Genomic DNA, 22066 nt, shown 5'->3' with positions numbered 1-22066 from the left:
AATTATTCGGAGGTATTGTTGTGAAGTTATTAGAAGATCGCATTCGTAAAGAAGGAATTGTTCTGCCACACAATGTTTTGAAGGTGGACAGTTTTTTGAATCATCAGGTAGATCCTGAACTAATGTTTGAAGTCGGTAAGGAATTTGCGAAACAATTTGCGGATAAACCAGTTACCAAAATTTTAACGGTTGAATCTTCTGGGATTGCGCCCGCTGTGATGACTGGGTTAGCGATGCATGTTCCCGTAGTCTTTGCACGAAAACATAAAAGTCTGACGTTGACAGATGATCTGTATACAGCAGACGTTTTTTCTTACACAAAACAAACAACCAATAAGATCTCAATTGCCAAACGTTTTATCAAACCGGATGATTCAGTGTTGATTATTGATGATTTCCTTGCTAATGGCCAAGCGGTTGAGGGATTATTAACGATTATTGACGATGCAAACATTAAAGTTCAAGGAATTGGCATTGTGATTGAGAAAACATTCCAGAAGGGCCGTGCTTTAATTACAAAGCGAAAAATTCCATTGGTAGCGTTAGCACAAATTGCTAGTTTGGAAAACGGACAAGTTCAATTTGTAAAATCGGTTTAAAAACGACAAAAGCACTTGCCAAGCGCGCTTGACAACAGTACTATAAAAAGTGAAGACAATCATTGAAATGAAATAATTAAAAGAAAACTGCACGTTGAACGGTGCACGAGAATGGGTGGGTTAAATGACAGTTTCGAATAATGCAACGCTATATCCTGGGAATACATTGGGAATTATTGGGGACAGTTCTAATGGGTCACAATTAATTACAGCCGCTCGTCGGTTAGGGCTACGAGTTATTGCGTACGGACCTAATGAAGTGAGTGAAACTATGCAATTAGCTGATGTCCATATCGTTGGTGCAATGAACGACGGCGATAAGCTTCAGGAATTTGGCGAAAAATGTGATTCTGTGATTTATGAATCTGAACATGTAGATGCTCAAACGATTAAGTATCTTGAACAATATACCAAAATTCCGCAAGGGACGAATGGATTAGAGGTCACACAAGATCGTTTAATTGAACGCGCATTTTTTGATCAACTTAATTTAAATTCAACCCCATATGCCACCATCATTAGTTTAAGTGATATTTATGAATCAATTAATTCAATTGGGTATCCAAGTATTTTGAAGCCAATTCAGAAAAGTTTAACAAGTGATGCGGAGTTGCGGATCAATACCCAGACAGATATTCCTCAAGCAGCCGACCTTTTGAACGAACGAACTTATATTTTGGAATCCACAGTGGATGCCAAACAAGAATTGGTAATAACAGTTGCCCAAGGGATGAATGGTGAACGGAAGATTTTTCCGATTGCTGAGAATGTATATGCTGAAGAACATTTAGTTGAGACTATTATGCCGGCCACAACTTCAGATGCCGTTCAAAATGAGTTATTACGAATTACCAATCAAATTGCTGATTCACTTGCTTATGTAGGTGTTTTTGAGATTTCATTTGCGATTACTAATAGTGAAGACATTTATGTCAAACGGATTGTGCCATCTATTCACCGACCTGGCTACGTGTTTAATCGGGCAACGAATGTGAGCGTGTTTGATCAACATTTGCGGGCAATTGCCGGAATGCCATTAAGTGATATTAAGCTTTTTGTACCAACAATTATGGTTAATTTTGATAAAGATCAAATGGAAGCTATTCGTACTCAGTGGAATATTAAGAATAATTGGTATTTTCATGTCTATGCGCAAAACAAAACAACTGAAAAAGCGACACGCGCAGGATATGTGTTAGTTGAAGCTAATTCGGTACAACAAGCGCAAGAACAAATTGACGACACAGAGATTTGGCGTAAAACTGTGATTGATTTTAGTAAAGCAGAACAATAAATTGAATGATTCAGAATCAAGATAGAGAGTCAGCGTCTTGATTCTTTTTTTGTGATTTTTAAGAAGTAGCAGTTATTTTGGTCTTGACGGTCAAGTATTGGCCAGTTTTTGGTATAATTAGAACTGATTGAATTTTTCAGAAGAGAAAATGATTTAGGATAGAGAGGATTGAAACTTTTGCCCGAAAATAGGTTATTAAAAGGTCTAAATGACAAGCAACAAGAGGCTGTCCAAGCAACTGAAGGGCCTTTATTAATTATGGCAGGTGCCGGTAGTGGTAAAACACGGGTTTTGACGCATCGCGTGGCGTATCTTATTGAAGAGAAGGCCATTAATCCTTGGAATATTTTAGCAATTACTTTTACCAATAAAGCTGCTAAGGAAATGCGTGAACGGGTAATTAAACTGTTGGGAGCAACGGGATCAGATATTTGGGTATCCACATTTCATGCTTTGTGTGTACGGATTTTACGCGCTAATATTGATAAAATTGGGTACAACCGAGCGTTTTCGATTGCAGATACAAGTGAACAAAAAACTTTAATGAAACATATTGTGGCTGATTTAAATTATGATCCCAAGAAGTTTGATCCTAAATCATTATTGGGAGCCATTTCGAACGCTAAAAATGAGTTGTTAACACCAGCCGATTATAAGGCTAATGCTAAAACTCCGTTTGAAGTTGTCGTGGCAGCCGCTTATGAAGAATATCAACGGCGTTTGAAAATTAATCAGGCATTGGACTTTGATGATTTGATTATGCAAACAATTACGTTGTTTCAAAAAGATCCTGATACGCTGAGCTTTTATCAAAATAAGTTCCACTATATTCACGTGGATGAATATCAGGATACGAATCAGGCCCAGTACACCCTGGTTAATATGCTCGCAAAACGATTTCAAAATATTTGTGTGGTTGGGGATGCCGACCAGAGTATTTACGGTTGGCGTGGTGCCGACATGCAAAATATTTTGAACTTTGAGAAAGACTATAAAAATGCTCAGGTAATTTTACTGGAGCAGAATTATCGATCGACAAAGAAAATTTTGGATGCTGCTAACTCGGTTATCAAACACAACACAACGAGACGTCCTAAAAAGCTGTGGACGGACAATGACGATGGCGAGGATATTACCTATTATCGGGGCCAGAGTGAAAATGATGAAGTACATTTCATTGTTCAACAAATTAAACAGCAAATGGAAGATAATAATTATCAATTTGGCGACTTTGCGGTTTTGTACCGAACGAATGCACAATCGCGGGCAGTTGAAGACACATTTCTGAAATCAAGCATTCCTTATACAATGGTTGGTGGGCATAAGTTCTACGACCGAAAAGAAATTCGGGATGTTTTGGCTTACTTAACGTTGCTGGCCAATCCAGATGATTCCATGAGTTTTGAGCGGATCATTAATGAGCCCAAACGTGGCATTGGAACAAGTTCAATTGAAAAACTGACCGCTTTTGCTAATTATAATCATTGGTCCTTATTCGAGGCCGCCCAAAATGTTGAAGTTGCTAATGATCTTGGGGGACGAGCTAAGAATGCGATTGATTCATTTGCTACAATCATGACAGATCTCAAGAAAATGGCTGAATTTGTACCGATTACAGATTTGACCGAGCAAGTTTTGGACAAAACGGGTTACCGGGCTGAGCTGAAGAAATCACGTTCACTAGAAGCTGAAACTCGGCTTGAAAATATTGATGAATTTTTGACAGTTACTAAGCAGTTTGATGATAGTCATCAAGACGATGAAGAAACAACTGCCGAAACGCGCTTAGCTGATTTTTTGGCTGATTTAGCGTTAGTTTCTGATCAGGATAGTATGGAAGAAGAACCTTCAGCAGTTACGCTCATGACCTTGCATGCAGCCAAAGGACTTGAATTCCCAGTTGTATTCCTAATTGGGATGGAAGAGGGTATCTTCCCATTATCGCGAGCAGCAATGGATGAAGATCAGTTGGAAGAAGAGCGCCGGTTAGCGTACGTGGGAATTACACGGGCCCAAAAGAAACTCTACATTTCAAATGCCTATTCGCGAATGTTATACGGCCGTATTCAGAACAACCCAGCTTCTAGGTTTATCGATGAAATCGATCCCGATGTGTTGAAATCTGCTAATCAAACGGCGGGGGCAACTCCAAGTGGTTACAGCAATCAACAAAAATCATATCCGTTTGATCATAAGATGGAACGGGCAACGGCTACGACCTATCAGCGGCCACAGGCTAAGCCCCAAAAATATGATGGAACTGGTGCTGACAAAGTGAGATGGGCAGCTGGAGATAAAGTTCAGCATAAAGCTTGGGGAACCGGAACCGTTGTTAAAGTAACTGGTAAAGGTGAAGATGCAGAATTGGATATTGCTTTTCCAGATAAAGGGGTTAAACGATTACTGGCAGCATTTGCCCCAATTAGTAAGTTGGATTAATAAAAATCTTAATTTTAAAGAAATAAATAGTATTTACACAGGAAAAGCCTTGACAGTTTTTGGATCTAGTCCTCATAATTCAACAGTGAATTATGATTGAAACGGAGGAAATACACGGTGAATCTAAGGAAAAGTTTGATAGCAATCGCTTTATTATGTAGTACGGTGATGCTAGCGTCGTGTGGTAACAGTAGTCAAACGGGTTCTAACTCAAATAGTAAGTCAAATAGTACAAGTAGTTCCAAAAGTGGAAGTTACCAGGTAACTGGGCAAACTAACAGTAGTCAATATGCTGGTGTGATTAAAAACGGAAAGTATTTAACGAGTAAAGCACGGGGCATAACGGCTAGTGAAGATTCTGATAACTTAATGAATCTGAAGAGTTTTGAGGGTGGTTTGCAAGATATTTCGAAAAACGAATTTTCGCCTTCAAAGTATGTTTTTCAAGAGGGTCAATATTTGAATAGCAATACTGTACAGAATTGGTTGGATCGAAAGTCTAAATCAAATCCAGATGGTTTAAATCCGGCTAGTAATAAATCCACAACGCCAACTGGTCGTAATCCGATTTATTTGCAGAGCTTGGAAGAACAGGATTACATTCAAAAAAGTGGTAACAAGATGAAGCTTAGTGGCGTTACCATTGGTTTGGCAATGAATTCAGTCGATTATTACCGAAAGACCACTTATGGATCTCAATATCAAACAAATATTAGTGACGCGACGTTGGAAAAAGAAGGCAAAGCCATGGCTAAAGAGGTTTTGGCACGGTTGCGTAAGAAAAAAGCTCTCAAAGATGTTCCAATTATCATTGCAATCTATAAACAAGCCTCTAATGATAGTTTGATTGGTGGAAAATTTGTGAGCTATTCTGTGAACAACGGCGATTCAGTTGATAAATGGAAGGCACTTGATATTGAAAATGTGGTCTTCCCACTGAAAACTAATGAAACGGCACCTAATAGTAATGATTCAAATGCGTTTTCTAACTTTAAGACTGAGGTTGAAAACTTCTTCCCTAATTTAAGTGGCATTACGGCACAGGCTCAATATAAAAATGGGTCATTGCAAGGGATGAATGTGGCGGTCACGACACAGTTTTATAGTGAAACGGAGATCAATAGTTTTACGCAATTCTTAGCGGATCAGGCGGAAAAGTATTTGCCAAGTGGTGTTAAAATTGACATTACGGTAAGTTCAACGACAGATGGTGTGCAGAGTTTCTTGAGTCGTTCAAGTACGGCAAAGAGTTTCTCAACGCACGTATTTGGAAGTTATTAAAAAAAGAGTGTCTTAAAAAGGCGTTTAGCTCTCGAGCATAGCCTGGTAGTCGAATGATTCGGTTTAGGAATCGTTTGATTACCGTAGCTACTACTCCGCATTGTGGATGATTTTCGTTCCGAAAATCTTTTATGCTTCGGACGTTAGCCATTCTTGTGGCTGAAGTACAGCCGCAAGAAACATGGCAAGCGGAAAAATCTGTTCTTTTAGACACGTTTCGGATAGGCCGGAGTTCAGCAATAACAGTCTCGCACAAGATGTTCAAAATAAGCCAGGTAAATATATGTTAAAATAATTGATGGATTTGAAAGAAGGATAACACATGGCAAACGAAAATAAGATTGATAAATCGCAAGTAAAACATGTTGCCAGTTTGGCTAAGTTAGAGTTCGATGATGCTGATTTAGGCAAGTTCACAACGCAGTTAGGCGAGATCATGGATCTGTTCAATACGCTTAGTGAAGTAGATACAGACGGCGTAGAACCAACGTTTAGTGTGACAGACCAATTTAACACGATGCGTGAAGATGTCGCAGTTAACAGTCATCAGAAAGATGCCTTGTTGAAAAACGCGCCCGATACTCAGGATGGTTACATTCGAGTTCCCGCAATTATTGATGAAAGCGAAGGGGCAAACTAGATGAATTATTTTGACACAGATTTGACAACTTTACATACGAAGTTAGTCAACAAAGAAATCACCTCAGAACAATTAACAAAAGAGACCCTTGCCACAATTAAAGCAGATAACGAAAAATTAAATGCATATATTACTATTGATGAAGACGCTGCTTTAGCTACTGCAAAAGCGGTTGATGAAAAAGGAATCAACGCAGATAATCTCTGGGCTGGAATTCCGATTGCCATCAAAGATAATATTGTTACAAAGGGTTTAAAAACAACGGCAGCTTCAAAAATGTTGGCAGATTTCAATCCCATTTATGATGCAACCGTGATTGAAAAACTCCGAGCCAATGATGTCGTGATTATTGGTAAAACAAACATGGATGAGTTTGCAATGGGCGGTTCAACTGAAACGTCTTATTTCAAGACCACCCATAATCCTTGGAATTTGAGTAAAGTTCCTGGTGGATCTTCAGGTGGTTCCGCAACAACTGTTTCAGCTGGAGGTGTTTTAGCAGCCTTAGGAACTGACACTGGTGGTTCAATTCGTCAACCCGCTTCATTTACTGGCGTTGTTGGTGTAAAACCTACCTATGGTCGAGTTTCACGTTGGGGAATTATTGCGTTTGGTTCTAGTTTGGATCAAGTCGGTCCCTTTACGCGAACAGTTAAAGACAATGCCGCTTTATTAAACATCATTGCTGGTCATGATGACCATGATATGACTAGTTCTGACAAGGCGGTACCAGATTTTACTGCTGGCTTAGATGGCTCTGTCAAAGGAATGCGCGTGGCATTGCCTAAAGAATATTTAGGTGAAGGCGTGGATGAAAACGTCAAAAAAGCTGTTTTAGATGCTGCTAGTACTTTCAAATCACTTGGTGCAACAGTTGATGAGGTCTCTTTACCACATAGTAAATACGGAATTGCTGCATATTATATCATCAGTTCTTCAGAAGCTTCTTCAAACTTACAACGTTTTGACGGGATTCGTTATGGCTATCGTGCAAAAGATGTGAAGAACTTGGAAGACGTTTATGTACGTTCCCGTTCTGAAGGTTTTGGCAATGAAGTAAAACGCCGAATTATGTTAGGAACTTATTCTTTGTCAGCTGGTTTTTATGATGCATACTTCCGTAAGGCTGCTGAAGTGCGGACGTTAATGATCAATGACTTCAAGAAAGTATTTGAAGATCATGACTTTATCATTGGACCCACTGCACCAACACCAGCATTTGGTATTGGTGAAGATTCAAATGATCCGAAAAAAATGTATATGAATGATGTTTTGACGGTGCCTGTCAACATGGCTGGATTACCTGGGATGTCATTACCAGCTGGATTTAGTAACGACTTACCAGTTGGTTTGCAGATTATCGCAAAACCATTTGATGAACAAACTTTATATCGGGCCGGTTATGCATTTGAACAAGCAACTGACTTTCACAAAGCAACTCCAGAGATTGGGGGAGACAAATAATGAATTTTCAAACGACAATTGGACTTGAAGTCCATGTTGAATTAAAGACGAACTCTAAAATTTTTAGTCCTTCTCCTGTAGCTTTTGGTGATGATCCGAATGCCAATACCAACGTTATCGATTGGGGTTATCCTGGGGTTTTGCCAACGACAAACAAAGGAGTCGTGGAGTCTGGAATTAAGGCTGCGCTTGCTTTGCATGCCAAAATTGAACAGCATAATCATTTTGATCGGAAGAATTACTTCTATCCTGATAATCCAAAAGCTTATCAAATTACACAATCTGATAAACCAATTGCTCATGATGGTTGGATTGAAATCGAAGTTGATGGTGAGAAGAAAAAAGTCGGAATTGCTGAAATGCATATTGAAGAGGATGCGGGTAAAAATACCCATAATCCCAATGGCTATTCTTTTGTCGATTTAAACCGGCAGGGAACTCCTTTGATCGAAATCGTTTCTAAGCCAGATATTGCCTCACCTGATGAGGCTTATGCGTATCTGGAAGCTTTACGTCAACGGGTTCAGTTTACCGGTGTGTCTGATGTGAAGATGGAAGAAGGGTCTATGCGAGTTGATGTCAACATTTCAATTCGTCCTTATGGATCTGACAAATTCGGAACCAAAACTGAAATTAAAAACCTGAACTCGTTTAATTATGTGCGTAAAGGTCTTTCTTATGAAGAAAAACGCCAACAACAGGTTTTGATGTCTGGTGGAACTATTCAACAAGAAACCCGTCGTTTTGACGAAGCATCTGGTCAAACAATTTTGATGCGGGTTAAAGAGGGGGCTGATGATTATCGGTACTTCCCAGAACCAGATTTGCCTGCCTTAGCGATTAGCGATGACTGGATTAAATCAATTGGCGAAAGCATGCCAGAAATGCCAGGAAAACGTCGTGAACGTTACGTTAAAGAACTTGGATTAAAAGATTATGATGCTATGGTCTTGACGCAGACAAAGGAAATGTCAGACTTTTTTGATACAACTGTTAAAAATGGGGCCGATCCTAAAATGACGGCCAACTATTTAATGGGTGATGTGAATGCTTATCTTAACGATCAACAAGTAGATTTGCAGGATACAAAGTTAACGCCTAATAATTTGGCTGGCATGATCAAAATGATTAGCGATGGCACAATTTCTACAAAAATTGCTAAAAAAGTTTTCAAAGCCATTACTCAGGGTGAAGAACCAGTTGCTTGGGTTAAGAGCAAGGGATTGATTCAGCTTTCTGATCCTGCTCAATTAACACCAATTATCAAGGGTGTTGTTGATGATAATCAGCAATCTGTTGATGACTTTAAAAACGGAAAAGATCGGGCCGTTGGGTACTTAGTTGGTCAAGTTATGAAACAAACTCATGGTCAAGCCAACCCTAAAGTTGTCAATCAGATCTTGATGGCTGAATTGAAGAGTCGGTAAAGGCGTTAGTAATTAAATTAGTTTAAACGTGTCCCAAAAGGCAGCCCCCTCCGTTTAGCTACGGTAATCAAACGATTCCAAGTGCGAATCATTCGATTACCTAGGCTATACTCGGAGCCTAAACACCTTTTGGAACACTCTCGGAGGAACAACACCATGCAAAAAAGAGCTCGGGTCATCTATAACCCAACTTCAGGACGAGAAGTTTTAAAACAGAGCATGATCGATATCTTAAATATTTTAGAGCAGGCTGGTTTTGAGGCTAGTGCCTATGCAACAACCCCCAAACCCAATTCTGCCCAAAATGAAGCCCGGCGCGCTGCCAAAAATGGCTTTGATTTAATCGTCGCGGCTGGTGGGGATGGCACCATCAATGAAGTTGTTAACGGGATTGCAGACTTGCATTTCCGCCCAATGATGGCTATCATTCCAGCTGGGACCACCAATGATTATGCTCGGGCTTTAAAAATTCCTCGGGAAGATCCTGTGGCTGCTGCTAAAGTAATTTTGAAAAATCAGCGTATCAAAATGGATATTGGTAAAGCCGGTGAAAACTACTTTATTAATATTGCTGCGGGTGGTTTATTAACAGAACTCACTTATGATGTGCCTTCAAATATGAAGAGTATTTTTGGATATTTAGCTTATTTGGTTAAAGGTGCCGAGTTGCTGCCACAAGTTAAACCAGTTGATATGGATATCGAATATGATGGCGAACATTTTCGCGGAAAAGCTTCCATGTTTTTCTTAGCGTTAACCAATTCAATTGGTGGATTTGAACAAATTGTGCCGGATGCTTCGTTAGATGATGGCCGGTTTACCCTGATCATCGTTAAGGCTTCGAACTTGGTTTCACTTTTACATTTAATGGTTAAAGCGTTGAACGGTAATCATATCAATGATCCCCGCATTATTTATCGGAAGCCTAAAAAAGTTCGGGTTAATCCGGTGAACGATCGTGTTATGGTCAATATTGATGGTGAGTATGGTGGAGATGCACCGATGGACTTTAAAAATTTGCATAAGCATATTGAAATGTTTGCAAATTTGGATAAGATTCCGGATGATGCATACAATTTAACTGAGCCAAAGGTTTCAAAAGCTGAAGAGAACTTTATTAAGCAAGTTAAAAAACTTCCAGAAGATGGTGAGCCTAAAGAGACAGAACCAGAATAAAAATAATTAAAAAACCGTCCTTGGGCGTGATGAGAAGATTAGTGATGACGTGTCACTAGCACCATGTTTTAAAGGGACGGTTTTGTGGATTTTACTTACAAAAGAAAAATGAGGAAAAATATGAAATTTAGAGCACCAGTTTCAAAAAATGAAACGTATGACGTCACGATTATGGATTTAACTTATCAAGGAATGGGAGTCGCAAAAATTGATAGTTTTCCAATTTTTGTTGCTAACAGTTTACCTGGTGAAGAAATTGTGATGAAAGTTACAAAAGTTGCCAAAACATATGCGTTTGGACGGGTTGAAGAATGGAAATCCAAGAGCCCTAATCGGGTTGAAATTAAGGATGCCCAGTATACGCAGACAGGAATTGCACCTTTACAACATTTAGCTTACCCAGCACAATTGGAATTCAAGCAACATCAAATTCAGGAATTATTCTATAAAGTCCATCTTAATTCGATTGAAGTGAGTCCAACAGTTGGAATGGATAAACCTTATGGATATCGGAATAAGGCGCAGATTCCTGTTTGCCGAGTTAACGGTCAATTGACAACCGGTTTTTATCGTCGGAATAGCCATGAGTTAGTTCCGATTGAAAACTTCTATATTCAGGACCCTGAAATTGATAAGGCAATTATTGTGGTCAGAGATATTTTACGTAAATATCATACTGAACCATATAATGAAACCAATCATACCGGCGTTATCAAAACAATTATGGTTCGTCGTGGTCATTATTCACACGAAATGATGATTGTGTTGATCACCCGGGCAAAGAAAATTCCAATGAACTTCGAGATTGTGGAAGAAATTCGCAAACAATTACCAGAAGTTAAGAGTATCGTTCAAAATATTAATGCGGCACAAACTAACGTCTTAATGGGTAAAGAAGAAAAACTTCTCTGGGGCAGCGGTGTTATTCATGATACATTGCTGGGGCTAACCTTTGCCATTTCCGCTGATTCATTCTATCAGGTAAACCCAGTGCAAACCGAAAAGCTTTATGACCTTGCCATTAAAAAGGCTGGTTTGACAGGGAAAGAAACTGTCATTGATGCGTACTGTGGAATTGGAACCATTTCGTTAGCGATGGCTCAGCATGCGAAAACTGTTTATGGTGTTGAAGTCGTGGACAAAGCAATCCAAGATGCTAAGATTAATGCCAAATTAAACAAGATTCATAATGTGAAATTCTTTACAGGTAAGGCTGAAGACCAGATGGACCAATGGCAACATGATGGCTTAGAACCAGATGTTATCGTGGTTGATCCGCCTCGAAAGGGTTTGGCACCTGAGTTCATTACCGCAGCTACTGCAATGCAGCCAAAACGGTTTGTGTACGTCAGTTGTAATCCATCAACCTTAGTCCGGGATGTACAAATCTTTATGGATAATGGGTACCACGTAGATCAACCAGTTGTTCCAGTTGATCAATTCCCACAAACGCCCCATGTGGAAAGTGTCACAGTGTTAGTAAAAGACTAATAAATAAAAATAAATCAATTCTACAAAACCAGTTTTTTAGTTGGCAATAAGTGGGATTGATTTATTTTTTTTGAAAACTATTTTATTACTAGTTGTTTATAGATGCGCTACTTTTTAGTAGCAAGATTACTGATTTTAAGATATACTATACATGAGTGAGAGAGGGAGTTAATGGTTTGAACACAAGCGAAGCTCTAGCAAGATTGAAATATTTAATCTCTAAAAATCAATTTATTCTTGTAAATCGTCGTGCAAGTCACACTCAAGCTGTTACATCTTCTTTGGCTAAAGTAATTGTTAATCAATTGTCCATTACCGATTTTCAAAAACATGAGGAAGATCGTGACCGACTAAACGAATTTGTTTGGGTTTATAAAGCAGAATACGGAGAAGTTTATTATATTAAGTTTAAATTTATTAATGATAACAACATGGTAAAATTCATTAGTTTTCATATATCAAATTAACTCAGGAGGTAAGATGATATGACGAATACGTATATTAAGGATTATACAAATACATTTATGATACATGGTCATGAGTATGAAGTTACCGCACCTGCCCGTTTTGATAGTGAAACTAACGAATTGATTGACGATACTAAGTTGGACGATCAAGCCGTTGAGATTGCTAATCAAATGTATCGTGATGACAAGGGATTGGTTTCACCTGAGGAGATCAAAAAATATCGAGCTAAGATTGGATTGTCACAGCGCGAGTTTGCAAAACTGCTTGGTTGGAGTCCTAATACCGTTGCCTTATATGAAACTGGTGCATTTCCTTCTAAATCTAATAACAAAATATTAAAAGCTTTGATGAACGATGATCATTTTTTAAATACATTAATTGTTGATGATGACACATTACCAGAAGTTGTCGTTCAAAAAGTGAAAGATTATTTGAATACAGCAAGTGATGAAGTTATTATGGCAGTTGCACCAAAGCCTAAATTTACCGCGATTCAATTAACAAATTGGTATCGTGTGACTAATTATTTTCAGGCTCAAGAAGATCTAAATGTCGAAGAATTGACTCAAATGAAAGTTGTTAAGTTATTGTATTTTGCTTTTGGAAGATATGCTGTAAGAACGCACGGTAAGTTGTTTACATCGCGGATATTGGCAATGCCCTATGGACCAGTGGTAGAAGAAGTTCATAAAAAGTTTAATGGTCAAAGAGGAATTGTTGCGAACGGTCTGGATGATACCGCGTTTGATGATTTTAGTGAAATTCAAGCAAACTCTGAAATATCCGGATTGCTTTCCGAAATTCTGGATGATTATGGCGAGAAAACTGCTGCGGGATTAAGTCGAATAACACATCAAGCAGGTTCTCCTTGGTCATTAACGGGTCAAGGAGTTATTAATCCAACGTTAATTGCTGAAACTTTTGCTCGAAATGTTGAGGAATAACACAAAATTAATTCAAAATAAATCAATCCTATGAAAGCCAATTGGACTTGGCGTTAAATGGGTTTGATTTATTTTTTTGCTAAATATTGAAGGTGGTCGTATTATAGCAGTTATATTAGTTACATTTATGTAGTGAAAAATTAAGTGTCCAAACGAGGAGCTGCCTTAATTGAAAAAAGATAATGAAGCTGTCATTCATGAAATTTTAAAGACCATTGAAAAGTATCAAACGATCATCATTCATCGTCACAAGGATGCAGATCCTGATGCGATTGGCAGTCAAATTGGGTTGGCTCAAGCGCTAAGAGTCTCTTATCCTCAAAAGAATATTTATACAGTTGGTAAAGATGAACCACTTTTTGACTGGATTGGGCCGATGCAAGATGTTGCTGATCAAATATATCAGGATACTTTAGTGATTATTGTAGATACAGGCAGCCGCGATCGTATTTCAGATATGCGTTGGGACCGAGGCGCACAAACGATCAAAATTGATCACCATGTTAATGTGGATGCTTTTGCGGATATTAACTGGTCGGATGAATCTTTCTCAAGTGCTTCGGAAATGATTTATTGTTTAATTTACCAATCCAAGGGTAATTTACATCTTACGCAAGATGGAGCACGTTGTTTATATGCTGGAATCGTTGGTGATACAGGGCGTTTTTTGTATGATGATACAAGTTCATATACTCTGCAGGTTGCATCTGAATTACTGAAATTCGGTTTTGATGCACCGACTGTTAATCGACATGAGGATGATATTTCTCCTAATGTAGCAAAAATGGTGGCCTATGCCTTACAAAACTTAGAAATTGAAGATAGTGGGGTTGGTCATATCATTTTAAAGCGTGATATCATCCAAAAATTTGGACTATCCTCAGGCGAGCTAGATGCTGTTATTCCAGTGATAGGGAGAATATCTACTATCCAAATTTGGGCGATATTTAGAGAAAAATCAGATGGTAAATATCATGTTAATTTGCGTTCTAAAGGAACAGTTATCATTGATATTGCCAAAAAGCATCATGGCGGTGATCACCCACTCTCTAGTGGTGCTACTGCTAATGATTTAGGCGAGGTCCAACAAATTATTGAAGAATTAAACGAATTAGTTGTAAATGAATGATTAAAAAACAGATTAATTTACAAAGGCAGCTGGCCAACAAGGGTCAAGCTTCTATAAAACTAATCTGTTTTTATTTTCCTCGATAATACCGAGTAGTCAGATAGTAAACGGGGATTCCCAGCAATGTAATCAAAATTCCCACAACTGCTAACCAAAATTCTGTCACGATTGTAGTGACTAAGATGAAAATCCCACCAATAATGGCAATCGCAGGGACCACCGGATATCCGGGTACCTTATAAGGGCGTTCTAAATTCGGTTCGCGTTTGCGAAGGATGAACACGGCAATAAAAAGCAGAAGACTGAAAATCCACATGACAAATACCAGCATATCAGTTAATAAGTCAAAGCTTCCTAACAACATCATGAACGCTGCGATCGCAAATTGAAGGATTCCAGCTCCGTATGGAGAGCCCGAATTCCGACCAACCTTACGAATAAACTTGCTAAAAGGTAGCGTCTTTTCTTCGGCCATGGCTAACGGTACCCGCATACCAGTCATGGTGTAGCCATTGATTGCTCCGTAAACTGAAATTAAAATGCCAATTGTGACTAGTTTGCCACCCATTGTGCCAAACAGATGAATGGCAGATTCAGAGGCAGCATTTAAATTTCCAGCAATATCTGAAATCGGAAGCGTTCTTAAGAAAACTAAATTAATGAGTGTATAAATAATTGTGATCAGAGCCAGGCCCCAACCAATGGCGCGCGGCAAATCCTTTTTTGGATTCTTCATTTCACCAGCAATGGCACCCACACCGAGCCAGCCGTCGTAAGCAAACATGGTTGCTAACAGGCCACTACTAAAGGCGCCCGCTAAACCGGAATGGGAAGTGAGGTGGGTTGGGATGAAATGAAGGGCTACGGTACCTGGCGTTAATAGTCCCACAATCACAATCACGACAATCGGAATAAGCTTGATGATCAATGTCCAGGACTGTAACCGACTCGCAGCCTTGGCACCAAGAAAGTTGATCAAGGTAATGGATAATCCGGCGATCAGTGCGATTGGCAAACTAGTTTGTGAGCTCAAATGGAAAAGGTCCACGACTTGGGTACCAAACACAATCGAAAGGGCCGCGATGTTGGCCGGAAAATAGATTAAGCTCTGTGCCCAGCCAAATAGATAGGCAGGTAATTTTCCATAGGTATATTCGAGATATTTAACGGCACCACCAGTTAGTGGGATGGCGGCCGCTAATTCAGCACTGGTCAGTCCGGCACAGATGGTCAAAAGGCCGCCGACTATCCAGGCCAGTATGGTGAGCCCCGCTGATTGTGTGGCACTAACGACACTTGCCACTTTAAAGAAGACGCCACCGCCAATGACCGTTCCCATGACGGTTGCTAAGGCCGCAAAGGTGCCAACTTCTTTTTTTAAACCATCGTTTTCTGGTTGCATGATCATGGTCTCCTCTTTTTGTAGTAGCCGTATCATTATAGCAGAAACCCACGTGGATATAAAAACTTTGCGTGGGTTGTATGTGTCAAGTTTTCCTAGGTGCCTTATAATCAACCAAATATTTATACACAATAATTAGTTTGAAAATATTTTTGCCATTGCTCCGATAGGGCTACTTGTTGGGGCATCAACTGGTATTTTACCTGAAAGAACTCCAATATGCTTAGAATGGTGCTTGTTGCTCAGCTGAGCTGAACTCAACGTCTTCAATGATTCCGTAGCGATCTCAATCGTTAGCTCTTGTAACTTTCTTAAACCACCACGTAAGTATTTATCTAGCTTACCGTTTACCCGAGCTTCAATTAATTTCAACATAGCCTCAAGGCCCTTTTCGGACCATACTTTGCCTTGCTTTTTCATTCGATACGTGTACGCTCTGTGTGAGCTTTCAACGGATCCCAATTTGCCGACCCTCATGAAGCCACGATCGTGTGGAGACTTTATAAACTGCCAATTTCTTGCCAAATATTGTCTTAGGACCCTTAGGCTCTCAAGTTCCTTATCAGTTTTAATTTGCGACTCAAATGTATCTAAAATAACGTTTAACTGATTCTGATCATACAGGCTAACGCTCTTAACGGCCTTATCAACCAATGGATTAAATAAACCAAAGGTTTGTTTAATCTTTTTGACAAAGTGATACCGATCGATAGTAAATTCAACTCTTTGAGCACTCGGAACTATTTCTCGCATACTTTTCGGGTTATACCCTGGGCCACCATCACTTGCTGTAAACACGGTCATTTCACTGATTTTATAATACTTCTCAATGTAGTCAGTTACTCGTTTTTGAACCTTTTTTTGATTGATACCAACAAACTCAACTTTGTTTGATCTTGTTCCATCTAATCCTGATTCAAAAACAATGTAATGGTGGACGTCTTGTCTTCGTCGATTAATTTTGTGTATCTCAAAGGCATCGCCTTCAACCACTAAGTTTTCAACTTTTCGTTTCTTAACTAGTTTCTCTTCGGACGATTTTTCTTCTGTCTTCACGGTATCTGCCATGTCTCTGATAATTCGGTCTACTGACCAGGCACTAATATCCGTCTGACTTGCCAGATTGATCATTGCGGCCGTATTTCTCATCGTTGTCGTTTGCCCAATTTTGGCAACGACACTTTTAAAATAAGGTGAAATTCTTTTTCTTTCTTCCAACTGAAGTTGTTCATCCAACGGGAAGTAATAACTTCCATTGGGTCGAAGATAACATCTTCTTTCAAAATTCACGGCGCCAAACATAAACTCAATTGTTCTGGCCTGTCGATTAATGAATGTATTTTCTGCCGGAATTGATGGAACGAGTGTTTCATCTAATTGCCTCAGATATTCAGCTACAACCAGCTGGAATGACTTCCTAAGATGAAGAATTACCTGCTCCTCTAAATCAAATAAACTGTCTAAATTTCCCAATGATTCAATAAAATCTGCTAAAATATACATGAAAGACCTGTATCCCTTCCTTTAATCTTCGTCGATTAAAAGGCTACAGGTCTTTTTCTATATATTCAACTCAAAATGAATATTCCTAGAATTTTATTGACCATCTAGGAAAACCTTACACTAACCGTGGGTTGAAGAGAGGACCCTAATTCAGCTTAAATTGATTTGGTGTACAATGAATAAAAAGCAACGGTTAGGGATGAATTGATTTGGCTCGCAAAAATATCAAACCGATTTATAGTAATACCTATAAACACAAACGAAAGATTAACTGGAAAAAATGGCTCTGGATTCTTCTGATTATTGTCGTGATTGGCTCTGGAATTACCGGATGGCATTTGTGGCACGTGCATCAAGCTCAAACTTTACGACAATATCCGATTCGAGGAATTAGCGTTTCTCAACAAGATGGGTTTGTGGATTTTGAGGGTGTCAAAAAGGCCGGCATGTCGTTTGCTTATTTGCGAACGACTAGTGGCACGACTTATTTTGATGACAATTTCTCCGCAAATTATGATCGGATTCAAGGAGCTGATTTGAAGATCGGTGTTTACCTAATGTTTAGTTTTAGCAAGTCGGCTAAGGATCAAGCTAAATATTTTGAAGAAAAAGTTGGCTACAAAGTTGGTAATTTACCGATTGCAATTCAAGTGGCGTACTATGGTGACTACGCAAATAATCCCCCTAACAAAGCTAAACAGGGAAGAAAGTTGCAGGAGTTGACTCGTAATCTAGCTAATTATTATGCAACGCCTTGTGTGATTTGGACAACGCCGACAATTTCTAAACAAATGATCACGCCGTACCTTTCAGACAGTCGCCAATGGCTTGTTGTGAAAAATTTAGCTGCCTTGCGAAAACAAAAACTCAATGCGCAAACTGAATTTGTGCAATATAGTGATGGTGCTGATTTAAAGGTGGATGGTCAAAAATCTAGTTTTGCGACTTCTGTATTTACTGGTAAACGACAAACTTGGCAGGAAATTAATTAAAAAAGTAGCCAGCATCTGATTACAGATGCTGGCTTTTACTTGTTTAAGGATTTTTGGTAATTTTATAGTTACTGAATAGGATTGGGTAGGTTTCATTTTCAGTTTCGTCATAAATTGAAACAGGGCGTTCTTCGTTAGCCCGAATGCGAATATGGTAACCATAATTATCTAGAAAGGTGATGGAATATTTATCCCAGCTTTCGACTTTAACTTTTACCGGATGCTTATCGATAAGAAGGTCAAAATTGGGACGAATTTCAACAGTGTGGATGCGATTGGAACTATTTGTCCGATAATTCCAAGAACCGACAAAAAATAACGGATTGTCTGGATCCGGAAGGTCTTGTTTGTGTAGCTTTTTGGAAGTTAATATACCAGTTAGAAATGAAGCAACCACTAGGGCAATACTCTTAGGCTTCATTTTCATCGCATCCTTTCAAATGACTGCTTACACTTAAATAATAGCATTTGTACTTGTTAAACACACGTAAAATTAATTAAATTTTACCGATTTTTAGAAAGTGGCGGCTTTTAAATATACTTACTTTGTTAACACTGATAAAATGGAATAGGAAGTAAACAAAATTGGAGGGCAAATCATGATTAAACTGGGAATCATTGGCACCAATTGGATTACACAGCAATTTGTAGAAGCGGCCCATGCGACCGGAAAATATCAATTAACAGCGGTTTATTCGCGAACGACTGAAAAAGCAAAAAAATTTGGTGAAAAGAATGGGGCAACTGTCTTTTTTGATAATTTAAACGCCTTTTTCGAAAGCGACGCAATTGACACGATCTACATTGCTTCGCCGAATAGCTTGCACTTTGAACAAGCTAAGATGGGAATTGAAAATGATAAGTATGTGATCGTTGAAAAACCGATTGTTTCAAACATCAAACAAATGGAAGTTTTACGAGAGACACTTGAAAAGCATCCGCAAGCACGGTTGTTTGAAGCAGCCCGACAGGTTCATCAACAAAACTTTACAGTTGTTAAGGGGCAAGTTGCGATGCTTGACCGCGTTCAGGGGGCAACCTTAACTTACATGAAGTATTCAAGTCGTTATGATGCTGTTCTAGCTGGCGAAACACCGAACGTCTTTACACTGAAGTTTGCGGGTGGCGCTTTGCAAGATCTCGGCGTGTATGTGGCCTATGATGCGGTTGGTTGGTTTGGGATGCCTGATGACGTTGCTTATTACCCAACGCTGATCTCAACACGAGTTGACGGTAAGGGAGTCGCAATTCTGCGTTATCCAGAGTTTGACGTCACTTTAAATATTGGTAAGACTAGCAATTCATATTTGAGTTCAGAAATTTATGGGTTAAAAGATACGATCGTGATGGATAGTCCCGCTGAATTAGAAAAAGTGAGCTTACGAGATGAGACGGGCAAGGAAACGTCAATTGGTACGAAGCCTGCAGACAATCCCATGATTCCAGAAGCTGAAGATTTTGCCCGGGTGATTAATGATCCCCAGAATGAGAAAAATGATCATGATTATTGGACATGGCTTGATTTAAGCCAAAATGTTACCAAGTTACTATACAATTTACGTCAATCCGGCAAAATTGTTTTTCCGGATGATGCTCAAATAGACAGATAGGAATTGAAAATGGATAAGGAATTTGAACAATTTTTTCAGCAACAAGGTTTTAAAACGGCTACCGAAATTCAAATGGCAGTTTATGAGTCCCTGAAACAGGATCGTTCGGTGATTGGTTTAGCGCCCACTGGTTCTGGTAAGACATTGGCTTTCACAATCCCGTTATTAGAGAAGACTGTTCCTGGCGATGGCACTCAGATTTTGGTATTGTCACCTTCACAAGAACTGGCTGTGCAGACTACCGACGTTTTTCGTCAGTGGGGAGCTGTTAACAAAATCAAGGCGACTTCTCTAACTGGTGGTGCGAACATGCAACGTCAGATTGAACGCTTGAAAAAGCATCCAGAGGTTGTTGTGGGAACTCCAGGTCGAATGTTGTCACTAATTCATGAAAGTCGGTTGAAGTTGAAAGATATTCAAACGATTATTGTGGATGAAGCGGATGAACTGTTAACTGGCGATACGTTAGATGAAGTTCGTGAAATTGTGATGGCTTCCCCAACGGATGTGCAGTTAGGCTTTTTCTCGGCAACTCAAACGCATACCCCTAAGGAACTTGAAACAATCTTTGGCGTGGACATTGAAGAGTTTGATGTGCGCCAGACAGATAAGACACAAGGTGAAGTAATTCATGGGTTGGTTCGGGTTGCTGATAATAAGAAAGTCGTTTATTTACGGCGTTTGGCAAAACTCAAGCATTTTCAGGGATTAGTTTTCTCTAATCATGTGTCGACCTTAGAACATGTGGCTGCTGAGTTGAAACATGAACATGTGTCGAGTGTGAAATTGGCTGGTCATCAAGTCCAAACGGAGCGGGCAACCGCCATGCGAAAGTTCCGAAAAGGTGAAGCAAAATTGATGTTGACGACCGAAATGGCAGCTCGCGGACTGGACATTGCCAACTTGCCAGCCGTGATTAATTTTGATTTACCACAAGATGCCATTGCGTATACCCATCGAACCGGACGAACGGGACGAATGGGAAATACCGGAATGATTGTCAATATGGGAAATGATCATGATTTACGTAATTTGCGTAAATTGCTTCCAGAAACAACTTTCAAGCCCCTGTATCTCATGCATGGTAAACTGACGGATGAGCTTGAAGAAGTTGAGCCAGAGCGCCCAGCTGAAGCAACGAATGAAGCAAAAAGTGATGAGTCAAAATCGGAAGTTGATCCAAACGCGACCGTTGTGATGATGCCCGCAGTTACACCTAAAAAAGTAACTAAAAAGTATCCGGCTAAACCTAAGAATACCAAACCAGCTTATATTGGCGGCAAACCAAAAAAGCATGCGAAACATAATAAGCATTCTAAGAAAAAGGGAATGCGGCATAAGAATATTGAACGAAATGATAGGAAGAAATAAAAATGACAACACCTTTAAAAACATTAACTATTGCTGGCAGTGACACAAGTGCTGCTGGTGGTATGCAAGCAGATTTAAAAACTTTTGAAGAATTCGGCACTTACGGGATGGTTGCTTTAACCTGTATTGTGACGATGGATCCAGCTGACTGGAGTCACCATGTGAATCAAGTGGCACCGCAGCTTATTAAAGATCAATTGGCAACCGTATTTAGCGGTGGCAATCCAGATGCAATGAAAACGGGGATGCTTGGTGATCAAGAGACTGTTGAAATTGCGTATCATGCGATTAAAGATCATCATCTAAAAAATGTGGTGATCGACCCCGTAATGATTTGTAAGGGTGAAACGGATGTGTTGAATCCAGATGCGGCTAACGCGATTCGTGATTTATTAATGCCACTGGCTGATGTAGCAACGCCTAATTTATTTGAAGCTGGCGTTTTATCTGGGATGGGCACTTTGCACAATTTGGATGAGATGAAACAAGCTGCCAAGAAGATTCAGGAGTTAGGCGCTAAAAACGTGGTTGTTAAAGGCGGCAAGGGGCTTAAAAGTGATGACGCTGCGGATGTCTTTTATGATGGCAAGACTTTTGAAACCCTTAGTGCCAAGAAACAAACCACTGATCGGAATGCCGGAGCGGGATGCACGTTTGCGGCTGCCGTTACCGGTGGCTTAGCAAATGGTCTAAGCGTGAGCGATGCAGTTCATTTAGCAAAGAAATTTGATACAGCTGCCATTCAAAATGGTTTTGACTTAAATAAGTTTTTAGGACCTGTATTTCACCCAGCTTATCGGATGGAAAAAGTGGGTAAATTGATTTAAAATTTCCCT

Annotated in this window: 19 protein-coding genes; 16 read left to right on the top strand and 3 right to left on the bottom strand. The window is 39.5% G+C overall.

All coding sequences use genetic code 11. The annotated features are described in order from the left end of the window. The first annotated feature begins 20 nt into the window (after window positions 1-20). The 12 genes from ADU73_RS01200 to ADU73_RS01145 all read left to right on the top strand — a co-directional run bounded on the left by ADU73_RS01200 (window position 21) and on the right by ADU73_RS01145 (window position 14352). Entirely contained in the window at window positions 21-599 is a 579-nt protein-coding gene (locus ADU73_RS01200; RefSeq protein ID WP_046870724.1) for a xanthine phosphoribosyltransferase, read from the top strand. A 124-nt stretch (window positions 600-723) separates the two neighbouring features. Further along, window positions 724-1893 (top strand): ATP-grasp domain-containing protein, encoded by a 1170-nt coding sequence (locus tag ADU73_RS01195; protein ID WP_046870723.1) that lies wholly within the window; start codon window positions 724-726, stop codon window positions 1891-1893. A gap of 177 nt (window positions 1894-2070) precedes the next feature. Continuing rightward, complete coding sequence (pcrA, locus tag ADU73_RS01190) at window positions 2071-4332, top strand: DNA helicase PcrA (protein ID WP_062913102.1); 2262 nt, start codon at window positions 2071-2073, stop codon at window positions 4330-4332. Window positions 4333-4500: 168 nt separating this feature from the next. Further along, window positions 4501-5613: a CamS family sex pheromone protein gene (locus ADU73_RS01185; protein WP_046870730.1), complete on the top strand. Its 1113-nt coding sequence runs from the start codon at window positions 4501-4503 to the stop codon at window positions 5611-5613. Between the two features lie 322 nt (window positions 5614-5935). Next, the gene (gene gatC / locus ADU73_RS01180) at window positions 5936-6253 is read left to right on the top strand and encodes an Asp-tRNA(Asn)/Glu-tRNA(Gln) amidotransferase subunit GatC (protein ID WP_046870721.1); all 318 of its coding nucleotides are present in this window, start codon (window positions 5936-5938) and stop codon (window positions 6251-6253) included. Then, window positions 6254-7717 carry an Asp-tRNA(Asn)/Glu-tRNA(Gln) amidotransferase subunit GatA gene (gatA, locus tag ADU73_RS01175; protein ID WP_046870720.1) on the top strand — a complete coding sequence of 488 codons (1464 nt, stop codon included), beginning with the start codon at window positions 6254-6256 and terminating at the stop codon, window positions 7715-7717. Further along, window positions 7717-9144, top strand: a complete 1428-nt coding sequence (gatB, locus tag ADU73_RS01170; RefSeq protein ID WP_062913101.1) for an Asp-tRNA(Asn)/Glu-tRNA(Gln) amidotransferase subunit GatB — start codon at window positions 7717-7719, stop codon at window positions 9142-9144. The genes gatA and gatB overlap by 1 nt, the downstream gene beginning before the upstream one ends. 156 nt (window positions 9145-9300) lie before the next feature. Then, window positions 9301-10320: a diacylglycerol kinase gene (locus ADU73_RS01165; RefSeq protein ID WP_062904135.1), complete on the top strand. Its 1020-nt coding sequence runs from the start codon at window positions 9301-9303 to the stop codon at window positions 10318-10320. Window positions 10321-10440: 120 nt separating this feature from the next. Beyond that, window positions 10441-11811 (top strand): 23S rRNA (uracil(1939)-C(5))-methyltransferase RlmD, encoded by a 1371-nt coding sequence (gene rlmD, locus ADU73_RS01160; protein WP_062913100.1) that lies wholly within the window; start codon window positions 10441-10443, stop codon window positions 11809-11811. 176 nt (window positions 11812-11987) lie between these two features. Next, window positions 11988-12278: a type II toxin-antitoxin system MqsR family toxin gene (locus ADU73_RS01155; RefSeq protein ID WP_062913099.1), complete on the top strand. Its 291-nt coding sequence runs from the start codon at window positions 11988-11990 to the stop codon at window positions 12276-12278. Between the two features lie 18 nt (window positions 12279-12296). Beyond that, a complete protein-coding gene (locus tag ADU73_RS01150; RefSeq protein WP_046870715.1) occupies window positions 12297-13223 on the top strand; it encodes a type II TA system antitoxin MqsA family protein in 927 nt (308 codons plus the stop codon). Between the two features lie 169 nt (window positions 13224-13392). Next, window positions 13393-14352, top strand: a complete 960-nt coding sequence (locus ADU73_RS01145) for a DHH family phosphoesterase (protein WP_052694453.1) — start codon at window positions 13393-13395, stop codon at window positions 14350-14352. Between the two features lie 70 nt (window positions 14353-14422). On the opposite strand, the gene ADU73_RS01140 is transcribed toward ADU73_RS01145, so the two are convergent. Both ADU73_RS01140 and ADU73_RS01135 read right to left on the bottom strand, forming a co-directional pair. Further along, window positions 14423-15754, bottom strand: coding sequence for an APC family permease (locus ADU73_RS01140; protein ID WP_226996040.1), 1332 nt, complete (start codon window positions 15752-15754; stop codon window positions 14423-14425). Between the two features lie 135 nt (window positions 15755-15889). Next, entirely contained in the window at window positions 15890-17257 is a 1368-nt protein-coding gene (locus ADU73_RS01135) for an ISLre2 family transposase (RefSeq protein WP_046872291.1), read from the bottom strand. Window positions 17258-17466: 209 nt separating this feature from the next. Between ADU73_RS01135 and ADU73_RS01130 the strand changes: the two genes are divergently transcribed. After that, window positions 17467-18249 (top strand): GH25 family lysozyme, encoded by a 783-nt coding sequence (locus tag ADU73_RS01130; RefSeq protein ID WP_062913098.1) that lies wholly within the window; start codon window positions 17467-17469, stop codon window positions 18247-18249. A 43-nt stretch (window positions 18250-18292) separates the two neighbouring features. On the opposite strand, the gene ADU73_RS01125 is transcribed toward ADU73_RS01130, so the two are convergent. Next, on the bottom strand, window positions 18293-18670 hold the full coding sequence (locus ADU73_RS01125) for a DUF4828 domain-containing protein (protein WP_046870713.1): 378 nt from the start codon (window positions 18668-18670) through the stop codon (window positions 18293-18295). A gap of 178 nt (window positions 18671-18848) precedes the next feature. On the opposite strand from ADU73_RS01125, the gene ADU73_RS01120 reads away from it, so the two are divergent. From ADU73_RS01120 to thiD, 3 genes are read left to right on the top strand one after another with little or no spacing between them, the layout of a single operon-like run. After that, window positions 18849-19859 (top strand): Gfo/Idh/MocA family protein, encoded by a 1011-nt coding sequence (locus tag ADU73_RS01120; RefSeq protein ID WP_046870712.1) that lies wholly within the window; start codon window positions 18849-18851, stop codon window positions 19857-19859. A gap of 9 nt (window positions 19860-19868) precedes the next feature. Next, window positions 19869-21230 (top strand): DEAD/DEAH box helicase, encoded by a 1362-nt coding sequence (locus tag ADU73_RS01115; RefSeq protein ID WP_062913097.1) that lies wholly within the window; start codon window positions 19869-19871, stop codon window positions 21228-21230. Between the two features lie 2 nt (window positions 21231-21232). Further along, a complete protein-coding gene (gene thiD / locus ADU73_RS01110; RefSeq protein WP_046870710.1) occupies window positions 21233-22057 on the top strand; it encodes a bifunctional hydroxymethylpyrimidine kinase/phosphomethylpyrimidine kinase in 825 nt (274 codons plus the stop codon). Window positions 22058-22066: the final 9 nt, after the last annotated feature.

The organism is Pediococcus damnosus, assembly GCF_001611155.1.
In the GTDB taxonomy this organism is placed as follows: domain Bacteria; phylum Bacillota; class Bacilli; order Lactobacillales; family Lactobacillaceae; genus Pediococcus; species Pediococcus damnosus.
The sequence above is the reverse complement of the archived record's forward strand: the minus strand, read 5'-3'. Positions and strand labels throughout refer to the sequence as shown.